The organism is Nocardioides agariphilus, assembly GCF_015352445.1.
In the GTDB taxonomy this organism is placed as follows: Bacteria; Actinomycetota; Actinomycetes; order Propionibacteriales; family Nocardioidaceae; genus Nocardioides; species Nocardioides agariphilus.
Map to the genome: position 1 here is coordinate 25,485 of NZ_JADKPO010000041.1, position 15,481 is coordinate 40,965.

14 protein-coding genes are annotated in these 15,481 nt (G+C 70.4%); 11 read left to right on the forward strand and 3 right to left on the reverse strand.

The window, feature by feature from the left end; all coding sequences use genetic code 11:
• The first annotated feature begins 4 nt into the window (after positions 1-4).
• From ISU10_RS20690 to ISU10_RS20700, 3 genes are all read left to right on the forward strand, one after another.
• Entirely contained in the window at positions 5-829 is an 825-nt protein-coding gene (locus ISU10_RS20690; protein ID WP_194698345.1) for a DUF1206 domain-containing protein, read from the forward strand.
• On the forward strand, positions 826-2,205 hold the full coding sequence (locus ISU10_RS20695; RefSeq protein WP_370865760.1) for a dihydrolipoyl dehydrogenase family protein: 1,380 nt from the start codon (positions 826-828) through the stop codon (positions 2,203-2,205). The genes ISU10_RS20690 and ISU10_RS20695 overlap by 4 nt, the downstream gene beginning before the upstream one ends.
• Before the next feature lie 78 nt (positions 2,206-2,283).
• Positions 2,284-2,787, forward strand: a complete 504-nt coding sequence (locus tag ISU10_RS20700; protein ID WP_228501549.1) for a YflT domain-containing protein — start codon at positions 2,284-2,286, stop codon at positions 2,785-2,787.
• 42 nt (positions 2,788-2,829) lie between these two features.
• On the opposite strand, the gene ISU10_RS20705 is transcribed toward ISU10_RS20700, so the two are convergent.
• From ISU10_RS20705 to ISU10_RS20715, 3 genes are all read right to left on the reverse strand, one after another.
• Positions 2,830-3,537, reverse strand: coding sequence for a sulfotransferase-like domain-containing protein (locus tag ISU10_RS20705; protein ID WP_194698347.1), 708 nt, complete (start codon positions 3,535-3,537; stop codon positions 2,830-2,832).
• A gap of 50 nt (positions 3,538-3,587) precedes the next feature.
• The gene (locus tag ISU10_RS20710; RefSeq protein ID WP_194698348.1) at positions 3,588-4,520 is read right to left on the reverse strand and encodes an aminotransferase class IV; all 933 of its coding nucleotides are present in this window, start codon (positions 4,518-4,520) and stop codon (positions 3,588-3,590) included.
• Between the two features lie 85 nt (positions 4,521-4,605).
• Positions 4,606-5,187, reverse strand: a complete 582-nt coding sequence (locus ISU10_RS20715) for an AAA family ATPase (RefSeq protein WP_194698349.1) — start codon at positions 5,185-5,187, stop codon at positions 4,606-4,608.
• A 116-nt stretch (positions 5,188-5,303) separates the two neighbouring features.
• On the opposite strand from ISU10_RS20715, the gene pyrR reads away from it, so the two are divergent.
• The 8 genes from pyrR to istB all read left to right on the forward strand — a co-directional run bounded on the left by pyrR (position 5,304) and on the right by istB (position 15,246).
• Complete coding sequence (gene pyrR, locus ISU10_RS20720) at positions 5,304-5,891, forward strand: bifunctional pyr operon transcriptional regulator/uracil phosphoribosyltransferase PyrR (RefSeq protein ID WP_194698350.1); 588 nt, start codon at positions 5,304-5,306, stop codon at positions 5,889-5,891.
• Entirely contained in the window at positions 5,888-6,871 is a 984-nt protein-coding gene (locus tag ISU10_RS20725; RefSeq protein WP_194698351.1) for an aspartate carbamoyltransferase catalytic subunit, read from the forward strand. The genes pyrR and ISU10_RS20725 overlap by 4 nt, the downstream gene beginning before the upstream one ends.
• Positions 6,868-8,145, forward strand: coding sequence for a dihydroorotase (locus tag ISU10_RS20730; protein WP_194698352.1), 1,278 nt, complete (start codon positions 6,868-6,870; stop codon positions 8,143-8,145). Before ISU10_RS20725 ends, ISU10_RS20730 begins: the two co-directional genes overlap by 4 nt.
• A 232-nt stretch (positions 8,146-8,377) precedes the next feature.
• A complete protein-coding gene (locus ISU10_RS20735; RefSeq protein WP_194698353.1) occupies positions 8,378-9,982 on the forward strand; it encodes an ABC-F family ATP-binding cassette domain-containing protein in 1,605 nt (534 codons plus the stop codon).
• A 36-nt stretch (positions 9,983-10,018) separates the two neighbouring features.
• Positions 10,019-11,638, forward strand: a complete 1,620-nt coding sequence (locus ISU10_RS24265; RefSeq protein ID WP_194698354.1) for a phospholipase D family protein — start codon at positions 10,019-10,021, stop codon at positions 11,636-11,638.
• 66 nt (positions 11,639-11,704) lie between these two features.
• Positions 11,705-12,571: an SDR family oxidoreductase gene (locus tag ISU10_RS20745; protein WP_370865761.1), complete on the forward strand. Its 867-nt coding sequence runs from the start codon at positions 11,705-11,707 to the stop codon at positions 12,569-12,571.
• A gap of 603 nt (positions 12,572-13,174) precedes the next feature.
• Positions 13,175-14,443, forward strand: coding sequence for an IS21 family transposase (gene istA, locus ISU10_RS20750; RefSeq protein ID WP_370865762.1), 1,269 nt, complete (start codon positions 13,175-13,177; stop codon positions 14,441-14,443).
• A complete protein-coding gene (istB, locus tag ISU10_RS20755) occupies positions 14,443-15,246 on the forward strand; it encodes an IS21-like element helper ATPase IstB (protein ID WP_194698355.1) in 804 nt (267 codons plus the stop codon). Before istA ends, istB begins: the two co-directional genes overlap by 1 nt.
• The last annotated feature ends 235 nt before the right edge of the window (positions 15,247-15,481 follow it).

Genomic DNA, 15,481 nt, shown 5'->3' on the forward strand with positions numbered 1-15,481 from the left:
TCGCATGGGAGACATGACCGACCAAGCTCAACAGCTGGGCAGGGAGGCCCACAACAGCGACTGGATGGATGTCGCGATCCGGGCGGGCCTGGTGGCCTACGGCATCGTGCACCTGTTGGTCGGCTGGCTGGCGCTGCAGCTGGCCTTCGGCGACCGGGGTGAGAAGGCCTCCAACAAGGGCGCCATGCAGGAGCTGGCCCAGCAGCCGTTCGGCGACGTGCTCGTGTGGGCCATCGTCGTCGGCATGTTCCTGCTGGTGCTGTGGCGACTCCTGGAGGCGTTCTTCGGGCACCAGGACAAGGACGAGGGCAGCGACCGCATGAAAGCGCGCGTCGTGTCGGGTATGAAGGCCGCCATCTACGCCGCAGTCGGGATCACCGCCTTGCAGGTCGCCATCGGCTCCGGCAAGTCCGGCGGCGGCTCGAGGTGGACCAAGACGGTGATGGACTGGCCGGCCGGCCAGTGGATCATCGCGGCGATCGGTCTCGCCGTGATCATCTACGGCGCCGACCACGTGCGGAAGGGCTTCGCCGAGAAGTACGCCAAGCACCTCGACGCCGAGGGCAAGTCGGGTCAGAGCGGCAAGGCCTACCTCCTGTTCGGCAAGGTCGGCTACGTCGGCAAAGGCATCGCGATCGCCATTGTCGGCGGCCTGATCATGTACGGCGGCATCACCCACGACGCCAGCAAGTCCGGCGGTCTCGACCAGGCCCTGCACAAGGTGCTGACCTACCCGTTCGGCGTCGTGCTGCTCGTCGTCATGGCGGCCGGCATCGTCTGCTACGGGCTGTTCTGTTTCGCCCGTGCTCGTCACCTGTCCGCGCGGTGACGCAGCAGGTGCCGGAGACGCCGGAGGTCGACTGCGACGTCGTGGTGCTCGGTCTCGGCCCGGGTGGTGAGCACGCTGCCATCAAGCTCGCCCGAGCCGGACTCGACGTCATCGGCATCGAGGACCGTCTCGTAGGTGGTGAGTGTCCCTACTACGGCTGCGTGCCCTCGAAGATGATGATCGCCGCGGCTCATGTGATCGCCGACGTGCACAAGGTCGCGCGCTTCGGCGGCACGGCGCATGTCGATCCCGACTGGGGAGCGGTCGCCCGACGGATCCGTGACGAGGCCACCGACGACTGGGACGACGCCGTCGCCGTGAAGCGTCTCGAGGACAACGGTGCCCGCTTCGTGCGGGGCAGGGGGGTGCTCGTCGGACCGGGCCAGGTCCGGGTCGGCGGCACGACGTACGCCGCCCGCAAGGGCGTGGTGCTCAACACCGGCACCGATCCGGCCGCACCGCCGGTCGAGGGCCTGGCGGGCACGCCGTACTGGACCAACCGCGACGCGGTGGCCCTGACCGAGCTGCCGCGATCCTTGGTCGTGCTGGGCGGCGGGCCCATCGGATGCGAGTTCGCGCAGGTCTTCGCCAGGTACGGCGTCGAGGTCACCGTCGTGGAGGTGGCCGACCGCCTCATCGCCGTGGAGGAGCCGGAGGCGTCGGCGTTGCTGGAGAAGGCCTTCGCCGACGAGGGCATCACCGTGCTGACCGGTGCGTCGGTCAGCTCGGTGCGTCACGACGAGTCGGGCTTCACCCTCCGCGTGGACCAGCGCGACGTCGTCGCTGACAAGCTCCTGGTGGCCGCTGGGCGCCAGGCCAACCTGGACCACATCGGTCTCGACACCGTCGGGCTGGGTGAGGGGCTCAAGGTGGTCGAGACCGACGAGCGGATGCGGGCCGGCGACAAGCTGTGGGCCGTCGGCGACATCACCGGCAAGGGCGCGTACACGCACGTGTCGATGTACCAGGCCGCGGTCGCGGTCCGCGACATCCTCGGTGAGGACGGACCGTGGGCCGACTACCGCGCGGTTCCGCACGTCACCTTCACCGCGCCCGAGATCGCGTCGGTCGGCCTGAGCGAGAAGGCCGCACGCGACCAGGGCATCGACGTCGCCATCGGCACCGGCGATCTGGGTGCCCGTGGCTGGTTGGCCAAGGAAGAGGGGATGATCAAGCTCGTCGCCGACCGCGAGCGTGGGGTCCTGGTCGGCGGCTGCGTGGTCTCGGAGGCTGGTGGCGAGATCGCCTCGTTCCTCGAGGTCGCCGTGCACGCCGAGATCCCGGTCGCCACCCTGCTGACCATGCACTTCGCCTACCCGACCTACCACCGGGCTCTCGAGCACGCTCTCAAGGACATCGACCTCGGCAGTTCCTGAGCGTGCCGCCGCCATCGATCGGGCCACCCCGGCCCGAGAGCAGCGCCGAACGCGGGCTGGCACACTGGCCGCATGAGCATGTCCTCCGGTCTGCCGCGTGCCAGTGCCTCCCCGTTGAAGCTGCAGTTCCCGCAGTCGCTGGCGGTCTACGACGACTACGCGGCCGCGCAGAAGGCCGTCGACTTCTTGTCCGACAAGGAGTTCCCGGTCGAGAACTGCATGATCGTCGGCACCGACCTCAAGCGCGTGGAGCGCATCACCGGCCGCCTCACCACCGGTCGAGTGGCCGTCGGTGGCTTGGTCTCCGGCATCTGGCTCGGTCTGTTCATCGGGCTGATCTTCGCCCTGTTCACCGACGAGGGTGCGCTCGGCGTGATCATCAGCACGGTCCTGATCGGCGCTCTGTTCGGCGTCATCTGGGCCCTCGTCGGATACGCGGCGACGCGCGGCCAGCGCGACTTCTCCTCCATCGCCACCGTGGTGGCGACCAAGTACGAGGTGCTCGTCGAGCACAAGGTCGCCGCTCAGGCTCGAGAGCTGCTCGCCCAGCTGCCGGGGGCCACGCCCAACCCGTTCGAGTGATCTCGGCGAGCCTCAGATCGGCTCCACGCAGTGGGCAGACGACTACCGGAGCACGAGGCGCTGGGCGTACATCCGCTCGTAGGCCGGGAGCACGGCCTCGACGACCGACTCACCGCGAGCGTCGAGGTGGACCCCACGTGGGTGGTACGGATCGAAGCCGGTCGAGGCCCAGACGGCGTCGTACCAGTGCGGTGCCCACACGCCGTCGCTCTCGCGTGGCCCCGCGGGCCAGCTGAGCATCTGGTCGGTGAAGGCGATGCCGAGCCAGTCGCACAGCCACCTCAGGTAGGACTCCGGGTCGCGCAGGAAGTCAGCGGCGTCGACGATGGGCATCTCGCCCAGCTCGTCGAGCAGCCGTTCCTGCTGGAGGATCCCGATGTCCTCGGGCTCGCACACCTCGCGCGACCGGAGGTAGGACGCGACCACCTCATCCGGGGTGCGGATCAGCAGCACGTTGCGCAGCGGTCGCGCCCAGGCCAGGTCGTCCTCGGGCAGCAGGTGGTGGGTCATGTGCTTGACGTACTGCACCTCGACGCCGCTGGGCAGGGGAGCGGCCAGCGCGGCCACCACCTCGGCGGGATCGGTCGGCTGGGAGGCGAGCACGTCGTCACGGCCCGGATGGTCGCCTCGGGAGCCTGGGGTCCGTGCGAGGTAAGCCGCGTAGAACGGCTCGTCGACCACCACGGTGTCGGACCGGTTCTCCCAGGCGCGCATCATCGCGGTGGAGATGTTGCGCGGCCCGGACCACATCGCGAGCCGCGTCGGTCGGGCCTCTCCAGTCGGTCGAGCCGGTCGAGACCTCACGACCGAGACCGGACGTCGGTGCGCACCAGTTCGGCGTACAGCCCTTGGAGCCGCTCGACGACCGGCCCGCGCGCGCCCGTGCCGATCGTGCGCCCGTCGACCGACCGCACGGGAACGACCCCGGCGAAGGTGCCGGTCACGAACGCCTCAGAGGCGGAGTAGACGTCGGTCAGGCTGAACGTGGTCTCGCGTGCGGCGATGCCGTTGTCGCGGCAGACGCGCAGCACGTTGGCGCGGGTGATGCCGCCGAGGCAGAACCGACCGTCGGAGGTCCACACCTCCGGGCCCTCCTCGCCCGCGACCACGCAGAAGAAGTGCGTGCTGTTGCAGGTCGCCACGAACCCGTGCGGGTCGAGCATGAGCGCCTCGTCGGCGCCCGCGGTGTAGGCCTGGATGCAGGCCTGGATGTCGTTGAGCTTGGAGTGTGCGTTGAGCTTGGGGTCGAGGGTGTCCGGTGTCGCGCGGCGCACGTGCGTGGTGAACAGCGTGATGCCCTCGGTGACCGTCGCCGGCATCGGCTCCTTGTGCTCGGCGATGATCACCACGGTCGCCGGCCCGATCGTCATCCGTGGGTCCTGGTAGGGCGTCGACTTCACGCCGCGCGTCACCATCAGGCGGATGTGCACGCCGTCGTCCATGTGGTTGGCCCGGATGGTGTCGTAGATCGCCGTCGTGAGCTGCTCGCGACTCAGCCCGACATCGAGCATGAGGGCCTTCGCGCCCTGGAACAGCCGGTCGAGATGGAGGCCGAGGAAGGCCGGATGGCCGTGGGCCACCCGGATGCCCTCCCAGACGCCGTCGCCCAGCACGAACCCCGAGTCGAAGACCGACACGACGGCCTGCGCACGTGGGGTGAGCTCGCCGTTGACCCAGATCAGGATGTCGGCGTTGCGGGGGTCGTCGTTGTGGTGGTGGGTGCCCGTGGCCATGGGGCTCAACCTAGGCGAGTACGGCGACCCGGTTCCGAGGAAGGTACGTCGGGGTGGGTGCGTGCACCCGCACGTCGCGCGGGTCTCAGCCGCGCGAGTCGAGGATGTGGGCGACGACGTCGTCGACGGCGCTCGGCTGGCTGGGGAGGCGCACGACCCTCGCGGCATGAGCCGCCAGCCGGCGCTCGATGTGCGCCTCGAGGTCGTCTTGGAGGTGGTGGACCGGTGCTCGCAGAGGGTCGAGTCCCATCGGCTCGAGCCGCCACGACGGCAAGAAAATCGCGTCGTAGGTGGCCAGGTAGTGCTCGGCGAACCCGTCCATGGCCCGGCACATCGCCGCCTCGACGGGGTCGTCCGAGGCGGGCAAGAGGTCGGTGTAGGCCAAGATGTCGACGAGCGAGCGATCACACACCACCACCTCGGTCGACCGGCTCACCTCGAGCTCGACCACGATCGTGCGGGCGAACAGGTCGAGCTGGGTAGCGACCTCGCGGCGCCCCTCGGCCAGCGCGACGCTGCGGCGCGACTGCTCGTCGACCATCTGGGCATCGACGCCCTGGGCCCGCAACCGAGCGGTGACCGCGTGGCAGATGGTGGTCTTGCCGGTGTGGTCGCGGCCGGAGACGGCGTAGCGGCGGCCGCTTCTCGTGCTGGGTGGGCCTGACACGCAGGCAGCGTTTCACACGGGCCTGGCAGTCGTGTGTAGGGTGACGGCGCCAGATCAGTCTGGCGACATCCTTTAACGAGCCGTCCTGTGAGGCGGAGAAGGAGGTCAGGCCGCACGTGTGCGCCCAACCTGCACCCGCAACACCGACGACCGACGGCTCTCGCACCGTCCTCGATGCCCGTGACATCAGCCGGGCCCTGACCCGCATCTCCCACGAGATCCTCGAACGCAACCGCGGGGCAGCCGACCTGGTGCTGCTCGGGATCCCCTCCCGCGGCGTGCCCCTGGCCCAGCGGATCGCCGAGCGGATGGCCTCGGTCGAGGGCGTGCATGTCCCGGTCGGCTCGCTCGACGTGACGATGTACCGCGACGACCTGAGGCTCAAGCCGGCGCGCACCCTGATGCCGACCGACATCCCCTCCGGCGGCATCGACGGCAAGACGGTCGTGCTCGTCGACGACGTGCTCTACTCCGGCCGCACGATCCGAGCGGCGCTCGACGCCCTGACCGAGGTCGGTCGACCCAAGGCCGTGCAGCTCGCGGTGCTGGTCGACCGCGGGCACCGCGAGCTGCCGATCCGTGCCGACTTCGTCGGCAAGAACCTCCCGACCTCGCTCGCGGAACGGGTGCGGGTGAGCCTGGAGGCCCTCGACGGGGTGGACTCCGTCGCGATCTTGGAGACCATCAAGGAGACCGGCCGATGAAGCGCCACCTGCTGAGCGCAGCCGACCTGACCCGCGAGGACGCCGAGCTGGTGCTGCAGACCGCCGACGAGATGCGTTCGCTGGCGGACCGGCCGATCAAGAAGCTGCCCGCTCTGCGCGGCCGCACCGTGGTCAACCTCTTCTTCGAAGACTCCACCCGCACGCGGATCTCGTTCGAGGCCGCCGCCAAGCGCCTCTCGGCCGACGTCATCAACTTCTCGGCCAAGGGCTCCTCGCTCTCCAAGGGCGAGTCCCTCAAGGACACCGCGTTGACCCTCGAGGCCATGGGCGCCGACGCGGTCGTCATCAGGCACGGTGCGAGCGGTGCACCGCACCGGCTGGCCCATTCCGGCTGGGTACGGTCCTCGGTGGTCAACGCCGGCGACGGCACCCACGAGCACCCGACCCAGGCTCTGCTCGACGCGTTCACCATGTGGCGCCACCTCGGGCCGCGCAACGGCGGCACCCTCGACGGCCAGCGGATCGCCATCGTCGGTGACGTGCTCCACTCGCGGGTGGCCCGATCCAACGCCCTGCTGCTGCAGACGCTCGGCGCCGAGGTCACGCTGGTGTCCCCGCCGACGCTGTTCCCCGTGGGCGTCGAGACCTGGGGGGTGGAGACGTCCTACGACCTCGACGCGGTCATCCCCAAGGCCGACGCGGTGATGATGCTGCGGGTCCAACGCGAGCGGATGAACGGCGGGTTCTTCCCGACCGCTCGCGAGTACTCCCGCCGCTACGGCCTCGACGGCCGGCGGATGGCCACCTTGCAGGACCACACGATCGTGATGCACCCAGGCCCGATGGTGCGCGGCATGGAGATCACCGCCGACGTCGCCGACAGCCAACGCTCGGTGATCGTCGAGCAGGTCACCAACGGCGTCGCCGTACGGATGGCCGTCCTCTACCTGCTGCTCGGCGGCAGCGAGCCCGCAGGGTCGCTGGCCGAGCCTGTCGAGACCCCTGGAGACCACTCGTGACGACGTACCTGCTCAAGAACGTCTCGGTCCTCGGCGGCGAGCCGCAGGACCTCGTCCTCAAGGACGGGGTGGTGTCGACAGGCTCGACCACCGAGGGCGTCGAGGTGATCGATGCCACCGGACTGATCGCCCTACCAGGTCTGGTCGACCTGCACACCCACCTGCGCGAGCCCGGCCGCGAGGACGCCGAGACCGTGGAGACGGGCACCCACGCGGCGGCGCTGGGCGGGTTCACGGCCGTGCACGCGATGGCCAACACCGAGCCGGTGGCCGACACCGCCGGCGTGGTCGAGCAGGTCTGGCGGCTGGGCCGCGAGGCGGGCTACTGCGATGTCTTCCCGGTGGGCGCGGTGACGGTCGGGCTGGCGGGGGAGCGGATCGCCGAGCTCGGCGCCATGGCCGACTCCGCGGCCCGCGTGCGCGTGTTCAGCGACGACGGCAGGTGCGTGAGCGACCCGTTGCTGATGCGCCGGGCGCTGGAGTACGTCAAGGCCTTCGACGGCGTGATCGCCCAGCACGCCCAGGAGCCGCGGCTCACCGAGGGCGCCCAGATGAACGAGGGCGAGCTGTCCGGTCGCCTCGGGCTGGCCGGCTGGCCGGCGGTCGCCGAGGAGGCGATCATCGCCCGCGACTGCCTGCTGGCCGCCCACGTCGGCTCGCGACTGCACGTGTGCCACGTCTCGACCGCTGGGTCGGTCGAGATCGTGCGCCAGGCCAAGGCGCGCGGCTGGAACGTCACCGCAGAGGTCACCCCTCACCACCTGCTGCTGACCGACGAGCTCGCGGCGACCTACGACCCGATCTACAAGGTCAACCCCCCGCTGCGCTCCGCGGCCGACGTCGAAGCCGTGCGGGCCGGGCTGGCCGACGGCACGATCGACATCGTCGCCACCGACCACGCACCGCACCCCCACGAGGACAAGGACTGCGAGTGGGCCGCGGCGGCGTTCGGCATGCTCGGCCTGGAGACAGCACTCTCGGTCGTGCAGCAGACCATGGTCGACACCGGCCTGCTCGACTGGGCGGGTGTCGCCGAGCGGATGTCCTACGCCCCGGCCCGCATCGGGCGCCTGAGCGACCACGGCCGGGCGCTCGAGGACGGCGCCCCGGCCAACCTGGTGCTGTTCGACCCAAGCGTCAGCCGCGTCATCGACTCATCCGAGACCGCATCGCTCTCGCGCAACACGCCGTACGCCGGGCGCGAGCTGCCCGGCCGCGTCGTCGCGACGTTCCTGCGTGGCAAGGCGACAGTGCTGGACGGCAAGCTCGCCTGACCCATAGCGAACTCGCCATGGGTGAGCCATGGCGGGTATCGGCAACGACGTGGTGCGCGGAGCTGCTCGCGACGCGCTACCAGGACCGCAGCTAAACGGGTTTCGACGTTGCGGGTTCAGCGCCTAGCCTGGTCCGCATCATGTGGATCCAGGGCTGACCCGACTCGCGTCCGAGGCTGAACCCGTACTCCGGGGCCCGGCGAGTCCTTCGTCACCAGAGTCAGGACTCCGCATGTCTGCCCTCTCGCCGGTCGTCGTCCGCGACCTCTCGGTCTCCTTCCGCGACACCACTGCCCTGTCGGGCATCGACCTCGTCGCCCAGCCCGGCCGCCGGATCGGGCTGGTCGGTGAGAACGGCACCGGCAAGTCCACCTTGCTGCGCGCCGTAGCCGGGCGCCTTCCTGCGTCGGCACGGGTGTCAGGCACCGTCGAGGCACCGCCCGACCGCGTGCTGCTCGGTCAGGAGCCGCCGTTTCGCGACGACCGCACGATCGGCGAGGTGCTGGCAGCGACCCTCCGTCCGCTCCGCGAGGCGGTGAGTCTCGTCGAGGAGCTGGCCGGCGACCTGCACGACGACGCCGGCCGAGCGGCGTATGCCGCAGCCCTCGAGTACGCCGTCGACCACGACGCGTGGGACGCCGACCGGCGGGCGCAGGTCGCCGCTCATGAGCTCGGCCTCAGTGCCATGGAGCCCGAACGTCGCGTCGGCACCCTGTCCGGAGGCGAGCGGACCCGGCTGGCTCTGGCCACCGTGATGACCACGCGGCCGGCCTGCCTGCTCCTCGACGAGCCGACCAACCACCTCGACGACCAGGCGATCGAGGTGCTCACCCGGTTCCTTCTCGACCTGCCGGGAGTGGTGCTGCTCTCCAGCCACGACCGGGTGCTGCTCGACGACGCCTGCACCGACCTGGTCGACCTCGACCCGACGGCGTACGGGACCGATGGTCAAGGCGGCCGTCGGTTCGGCGGTGGCTGGAGCGACTACGTCGCGGCGCGGGAGGACGCGCGTCGGCGCTGGGAGGAGTCCTACGCAGCGCAGCAGGACGAGCTCGACCGCTTGCGCGCCGCGACGAGGATCGGCACGTCGGCCATCGCGCACAACCGTGGCCCGACCGACAACGACAAGTTCATCTACAAGTTCAAGGGCGCCAAGGTCGAGAGCACCTTGGCTCGTCGCAAGAAGGACGCCTACCGCAGGCTGGAGGCGGCCGAACGCGAGCAGGTCCGCAAGCCTCCCAGGCAGCTGAGCTTCAGCCACGGCCTGGCCGCACAGTCGGGTCCGGGACGACTGGTGCAGCTTCGAGACCTCGTCGTCCCCGGCCGGCTCAGGCTCGAGGGGCTCGACATCGAGGCGGGGGAGCACCTCCTGGTCACCGGGCCCAACGGCTCGGGCAAGTCGACCCTGCTCGGCGTGCTCGCAGGCCGGATCGTGCCGGCGTCCGGCACCGTGTCGGTCGGCGGCCGGGTAGCAGAGCTGGCTCAGGACGTGGTGTTCGCGGAGCCGTCGCGCCGCGCGGCCGACCTGTACGCCGACGCCGTCGCAGGTCTCGACGGCGCACCCTCGCTGCGCGAGCTCGGGCTCGTTCACCCGCGCGACCACCAACGTCCGGTCGGGTCGCTCTCCGTCGGGCAGAGAAGGCGCCTGGGCCTCGCGGTCGCCGTCGCCCGGGCGCCCGACCTGATGCTGCTCGACGAGCCGACCAACCATCTGTCCCCGGCGCTGGCCGGCGAGATCGAGGAGGCCCTGGGCGTCAGCCCGGGCGCCGTGGTCCTCGCCTCGCACGACCGTTGGCTGCGGCGCCGATGGGCCGGCGGCGTCCACGCCATGGGGTGAGCCAGGGCGTACGACGCAGCGCTAGCGTGATGCGGTGTGGCCGAGGTGACCGACTGGTTCCTGACCCGCGCCGAGCGTGACAACGACGCTGCGTGGGTGGACCGGGTCCACCCCGACCGGGCCTGGTCCGAGGGCAACCGGTGCTGGCCCCTGATCGACGGTGTGGCGTACTTCCGCGAGCTCCACGACCGGTTGGAAGCCACGCGTGAGAGCGACCTCGTGCTCTTCACCGACTGGCAGGGCGACGCCGACGAGCTGCTCGTGGCCGACGACCCGACCAGCTCGGTCGTCGACGTGCTGGCTCGTGCCGACGAGCGCGGCGTCGACGTCCGCGGTCTGATCTGGCGCTCGCACTGGGACAAGTTCGGCTTCTTCTCGCGCGAGAACCGCACCCTCGGCGAGGAGCTGCAGAGCCGTGGTGCCGAGGCGCTGCTCGACATGCGGGTGCGCAACGGAGGCTCGCACCACCAGAAGTTCGTGGTCATCCGCCACCGCGACGACGCCTCGCGTGACATCGCGTTCGTGGGTGGCATCGACCTCGCGCACGCCCGACGCGACGATCACCGGCACCTGGGCGACCCCCAGAACGAGCCGTTGGCCTGCGAGTACGGCGACCGGCCGCCGTGGCACGACGCGATGGTCGCGATCACGGGCCCGGCCGTCCACGACGTGGAGACGACCTTCCGGGAGCGCTGGGAGGATCCCGCGCCGTTGAGCCGTCGGCCCGACCACTGGCTTGCCGACAAGGTGCGAGGCCTCGACCGCAGCCCGGACCCGCTCCCCACGCAGCAGCCTCCGCCTCCCCAGGTCGCGGGCGGCACCCACGCGGTCCAGCTGCTCCGGACCTACCCCAACCTCCGCCAGGCTCGCGACTACCCGTTCGCGCCCGGCGGCGAGCGCAGCGTGGCCTTGGGCTACGCGAAGGCGGCCGGGCTCGCGCGACGGCTGATCTACGTGGAGGACCAGTACTTCTGGGGCAACGAGATCGCCGCCACCTTCCTCGACCCCCTGGTCGACAACCCGGGACTGCACCTGATGTGCGTCCTGCCGCTGTACCCCGACCTCGAGGGGTCCTCGCGCACCCCTCAGCTGCTGGGACGACAGCGAGCGATCCGCGACCTGATGGAGGCCGCGCCCGGGCGGGTCTCGGCCTACGGGCTGGAGAACGAGGTCGGCACCCCCGTCTACGTGCACGCCAAGGTCTGCCTGATCGACGACGTGTGGGCGACCACCGGCTCCGACAACTTCAACCGGCGTTCGTGGACCCACGACTCCGAGCTGACCGCAGCCCTCGTCGACCGCGCCGACGGTGACGTCAGTCCCTACGCGCAGGCCTTGCGGCTGCGGCTGGCTGCCGAGCACCTCGGGCGGCTGCCCGGCGACCCTGCCGCACTGTCGGACGGCCAGGACTTCCGCGTGATCGTCCCCGACTGTGTCGAGCCCGAGGACATGGTGGCCGCCTACGCCGCCAGCGCCGATGCCCTCGAGGCCTGGCACCGTGGCGGTCGAGCCGGCGAGCGGCCGCCCGGCCGACTGCGGAGACTGGAGGTGCCGGACCTGCCCCTGCGCACGCGGATCTGGGCCCGCCTGCCGCTGCGAGTGGTCCAGGACCCCGACGGCCGACCCTGGCAGTTCCGCAAGAACCGGCGTTTCTGACCGATCGGTCGGAAATTCTTCGCCCAGCTCTCGAACTCCCGCGAGGACAGGTCTAGGTTCCTGCCCGTGACCTCTCGCGGCGGCTCTGTGATGAGGACCGTCATCGTCACCGGCGCCTCGGCCGGGATCGGGCTGGAGTCGGCGCTCCAGCTCGGGGCCGACGGTCACCACCTGGTCCTGGTCGGGCGCGACGAGGTGCGACTGGCAGACGCGGCGGTCGCGGTCCGCGCGGCCGGCGCGTCGCGAGTGGAGACCTACCGGGCTGACTTCGCGTCCCTGGACTCGGTGCGCGGCCTGGCGCGGGACCTGCTGGAGCACCTGGAGCGGATCGACGTCCTGGTCAACAACGCGGGCACGGTGTTCAAGAGCCGCCAGCTGACCGACGACGGCCTCGAGTCGACGTTCCAGGTCAACCACCTGGCCGGCTACCTGCTGACCGAGCAGCTGTTGCCCCGGCTGATGTGCTCGGCCCCGTCGCGCGTGGTGATCACCTCATCGGTCGGCCACTACAACGGCACGCTCGACCTGGGCGACGTCGGCTTCTCGCACGGCTACTCGATCATGCGGGCCTACTCGCGCTCCAAGCTGGCCAACGCGCTCTACGCACGTTCTCTGGCCGCCGAGCTGGCAGGTACGGGCGTCACGGTCAACGCCGTGCACCCCGGCAGCGTCGCCACCGACATCTGGTCGGGCGCGCCGTGGTTCGCCCGACCCTTCCTGGCGGTCGCCAAGCGACGGATGCTCTCACCCGCCGAGGGCGGCCGCACGCTGACCCATCTGGCAGTCTCACCGGACGTCGAAGGCGTGACCGGCCAGTACTTCGACCGCTTCACTCCCCGCGCTCCCTCGTCGCTCGCCCAGGACGACGACCTCGCCCGCCGACTCCGCGAGGAGTCCGCCCGCCTCGTGGGGCTGCCGCGTACCGCTGGCTGAGGAAGGCGCGCTAGCGCCTGCTCGCCGCCGCTGGTTGAGGAAGGCGCGCTAGCGCCTGCTCGCCGCCGCTGGTTGAGGAAGGCGCGCTGGCGCCTGCTCGCCGCCGCTGGTTGAGGAAGGCGCGCTTGGCGCCTGCTCGCCGCCGCTGGTTGAGGAAGGCGCGCTGGCGCCTGTCTCGAAACCAGATGAGCGGATCTTCGGCCTGTTTCGCGGTTTCGAGATGGGACTTCGTCCCTCCTCAACCGGCGGGGAGTCCAGCGCCTGCTCGCCACCGCTGGTTGAGGAAGGCGCGCTAGCGCCTGTCTCGAAACCAGATGAGCGGATCTTCGGCCTGTTTCGCGGTTTCGAGATGGGACTTCGTCCCTCCTCAACCGGCGGGGAGTCCAGCGCGCCTGCTCGCCACCGCTGGTTGAGGAAGGCGCGCTGGCGCCTGTCTCGAAACCAGATGAGCGGATCATCGGCCTGTTCTGCGGTTTCGAGATGGGACTTCGTCCCTCCTCAACCGGCGTGTCGGCGGCACCTGAAAACTGAACAGGGCGCGGCACCCGAAAGTTGACCACCTGCGCCGAGAGCCTGGCTCGAGTCGAGTCAGGGAGGAAGTAGGTGCTGAACGTGGAGGACTGGGCCGAGATCCGCCGGTTGCGGCGGTCGGAGGGGTTGTCGATCTCGCAGGTCGCGCGGGTGATGGGAGTCTCGAGGAACACGGTGCGGACGGCGCTGGCGTCGGACGCGGCGCCCAGGTACGTGCGAGCGCCGGCGGGGTCGATCGTGGATGAGGTGGAGCCGCGGATCCGGGAACTGTTGCGGGCGTATCCGAGGATGCCGGCCACGGTGATCGCGGAGCGGATCGGCTGGGATCGGTCGATCCGGGTGCTGTCGGCGCGGGTGGCCGAGCTGCGGCCGGTCTATCTGCCGCCGGACCCGGCCGGCCGGACCAGTTACGCGCCTGGGGAGATCGCCCAGTGCGATCTGTGGTTCCCGCCGATCGGGCTGCCGGTCGGGTACGGACAGACCCGCCGGCCGGCGCAGCTGCCGGTGCTGACCATGATCACCGGCTACTCCCGCTGGCTCTCAGCGGTGCTGATCCCGTCCCGGGCGGCACCGGACCTGTATGCGGGCTGGTGGCAGCTGATCGAGTCGTTGGGGGCGGTACCGCGGGTGCTGGTCTGGGACGGTGAGGGCGCGATCGGCCGGTGGCGTGGCGGGAAGGTCGAGCTCACCGGCGACTGCCAGGCGTTCCGGGGCACCCTGGCCACGAAGGTGCTGGTGTGCAAGCCGGCCGATCCGGAAGCAAAGGGCCTGGTCGAACGGGCCCATGACTACCTGGAGCGTTCGTTCCTGCCCGGCCGTGAGTTCACCGGTCCCGACGACTTCAACACCCAGCTGCAGGCGTGGCTGCAGGTCGTGAACACCCGCACCAGGCGGGCGTTGGGTTGTGCCCCGACGGAGCGGATCACCGCCGATCGGGGCGCGATGCTCGCCCTGCCGCCAGTGCCGCCGGCGACCGGCTGGCGCGGGTCGACCCGGCTGCCGCGGGATCACTACATCCGGATCGACTCCAACGACTACTCGGTGCACCCGGCGGCGATCGGTCGCCGGGTCGAGATCATCGTGGACCTGTCCCGGGTCCGCGCGGTGTGTGAGGGCCGGCTGGTCGCTGACCATCAACGGGTCTGGGCCTGGCACCAGACGATCCACGACCCTGCCCACGTGGCGGCCGCCACGACGCTGCGCCGCGAACGGGTCGGCATGCTGCGGCCGGTGCGGGACCTCGAGGTCGAGCAGCGGCCGCTGAGCGACTACGACACCGCCCTCGGCCTGGACACCGGCCTGGACACCGGCCTGGACACCGGCGACCCCGGGGTGGCGTGATGACCGCACCCAAGACGACCACAGCGGCAAGCCGGGACCTGACCGGGGAGGTCGCGTTCCTGACCCGGGCGTTGAAGGCGCCCACGCTGCGCGAGGCGGTCCCGCGGCTGGCCGACCGGGCCCGGGCCGAGTCGTGGACCCATGAGGAGTTCCTGGTCGCCTGCCTGCAACGCGAGGTCGCCGCCCGGGAGTCCCACGGCGGCGAGGGCCGCATCCGCGCGGCACGGTTCCCGGCAAGGAAGAGCCTGGAGGAGTTCGACTTCGACCACGCCCGCGGCCTCAAACGCGACCTGATCGCCCACCTGGGCACCCTGGACTTCGTCACCGCGAGGGAGAACGTGGTCTTCCTCGGACCCCCCGGCACCGGCAAGACCCACCTGGCCACCGGCCTGGCCATCCGAGCCTGCCAAGCCGGGCACCGCGTCCAGTTCGCCACCGCCAGCCAATGGGTCGCCCGGCTCGCCGAGGGCCACCACGCCGGACGCCTCCAAGACGAGCTCATCCGGCTCGGCCGCTACCCGCTACTGGTCGTCGACGAGGTCGGCTACATCCCCTTCGAACCCGAAGCCGCCAACCTGTTCTTCCAACTCGTCTCCTCCCGCTACGAACGCGCCTCACTCATCGTCACCAGCAACAAACCGTTCGGCCGGTGGGGCGAGGTCTTCGGCGACGACGTCGTCGCCGCCGCCATGATCGACCGACTCGTCCACCACGCCGAAGTCGTCGCCCTCAAAGGCGACTCCTACCGGCTCAAAGACCGAGACCTCGGCCGCGTCCCCGCAGCCAGCAACACAGAAGACTGATCCGCCAAACAACCGCGTAGGTGGTCAATTTTCAGGTGCCGAGAACTGGTCAATTTTCGCGTGCCGTTGACACGGCGGGGGAGTCTTCGGCCTGTTCTGCGGTTTCGAGATGGGACTTCGTCCCTCCTCAACCGGCGGGGAGTCTTCGGCCTGTTCTGCGGTTTCGAGATGGGACTTCGTCCCTCCTCAACCGGCGGGGAGTCTTCGGCCTGTTCTGCGGTTTCGAGATGGGACT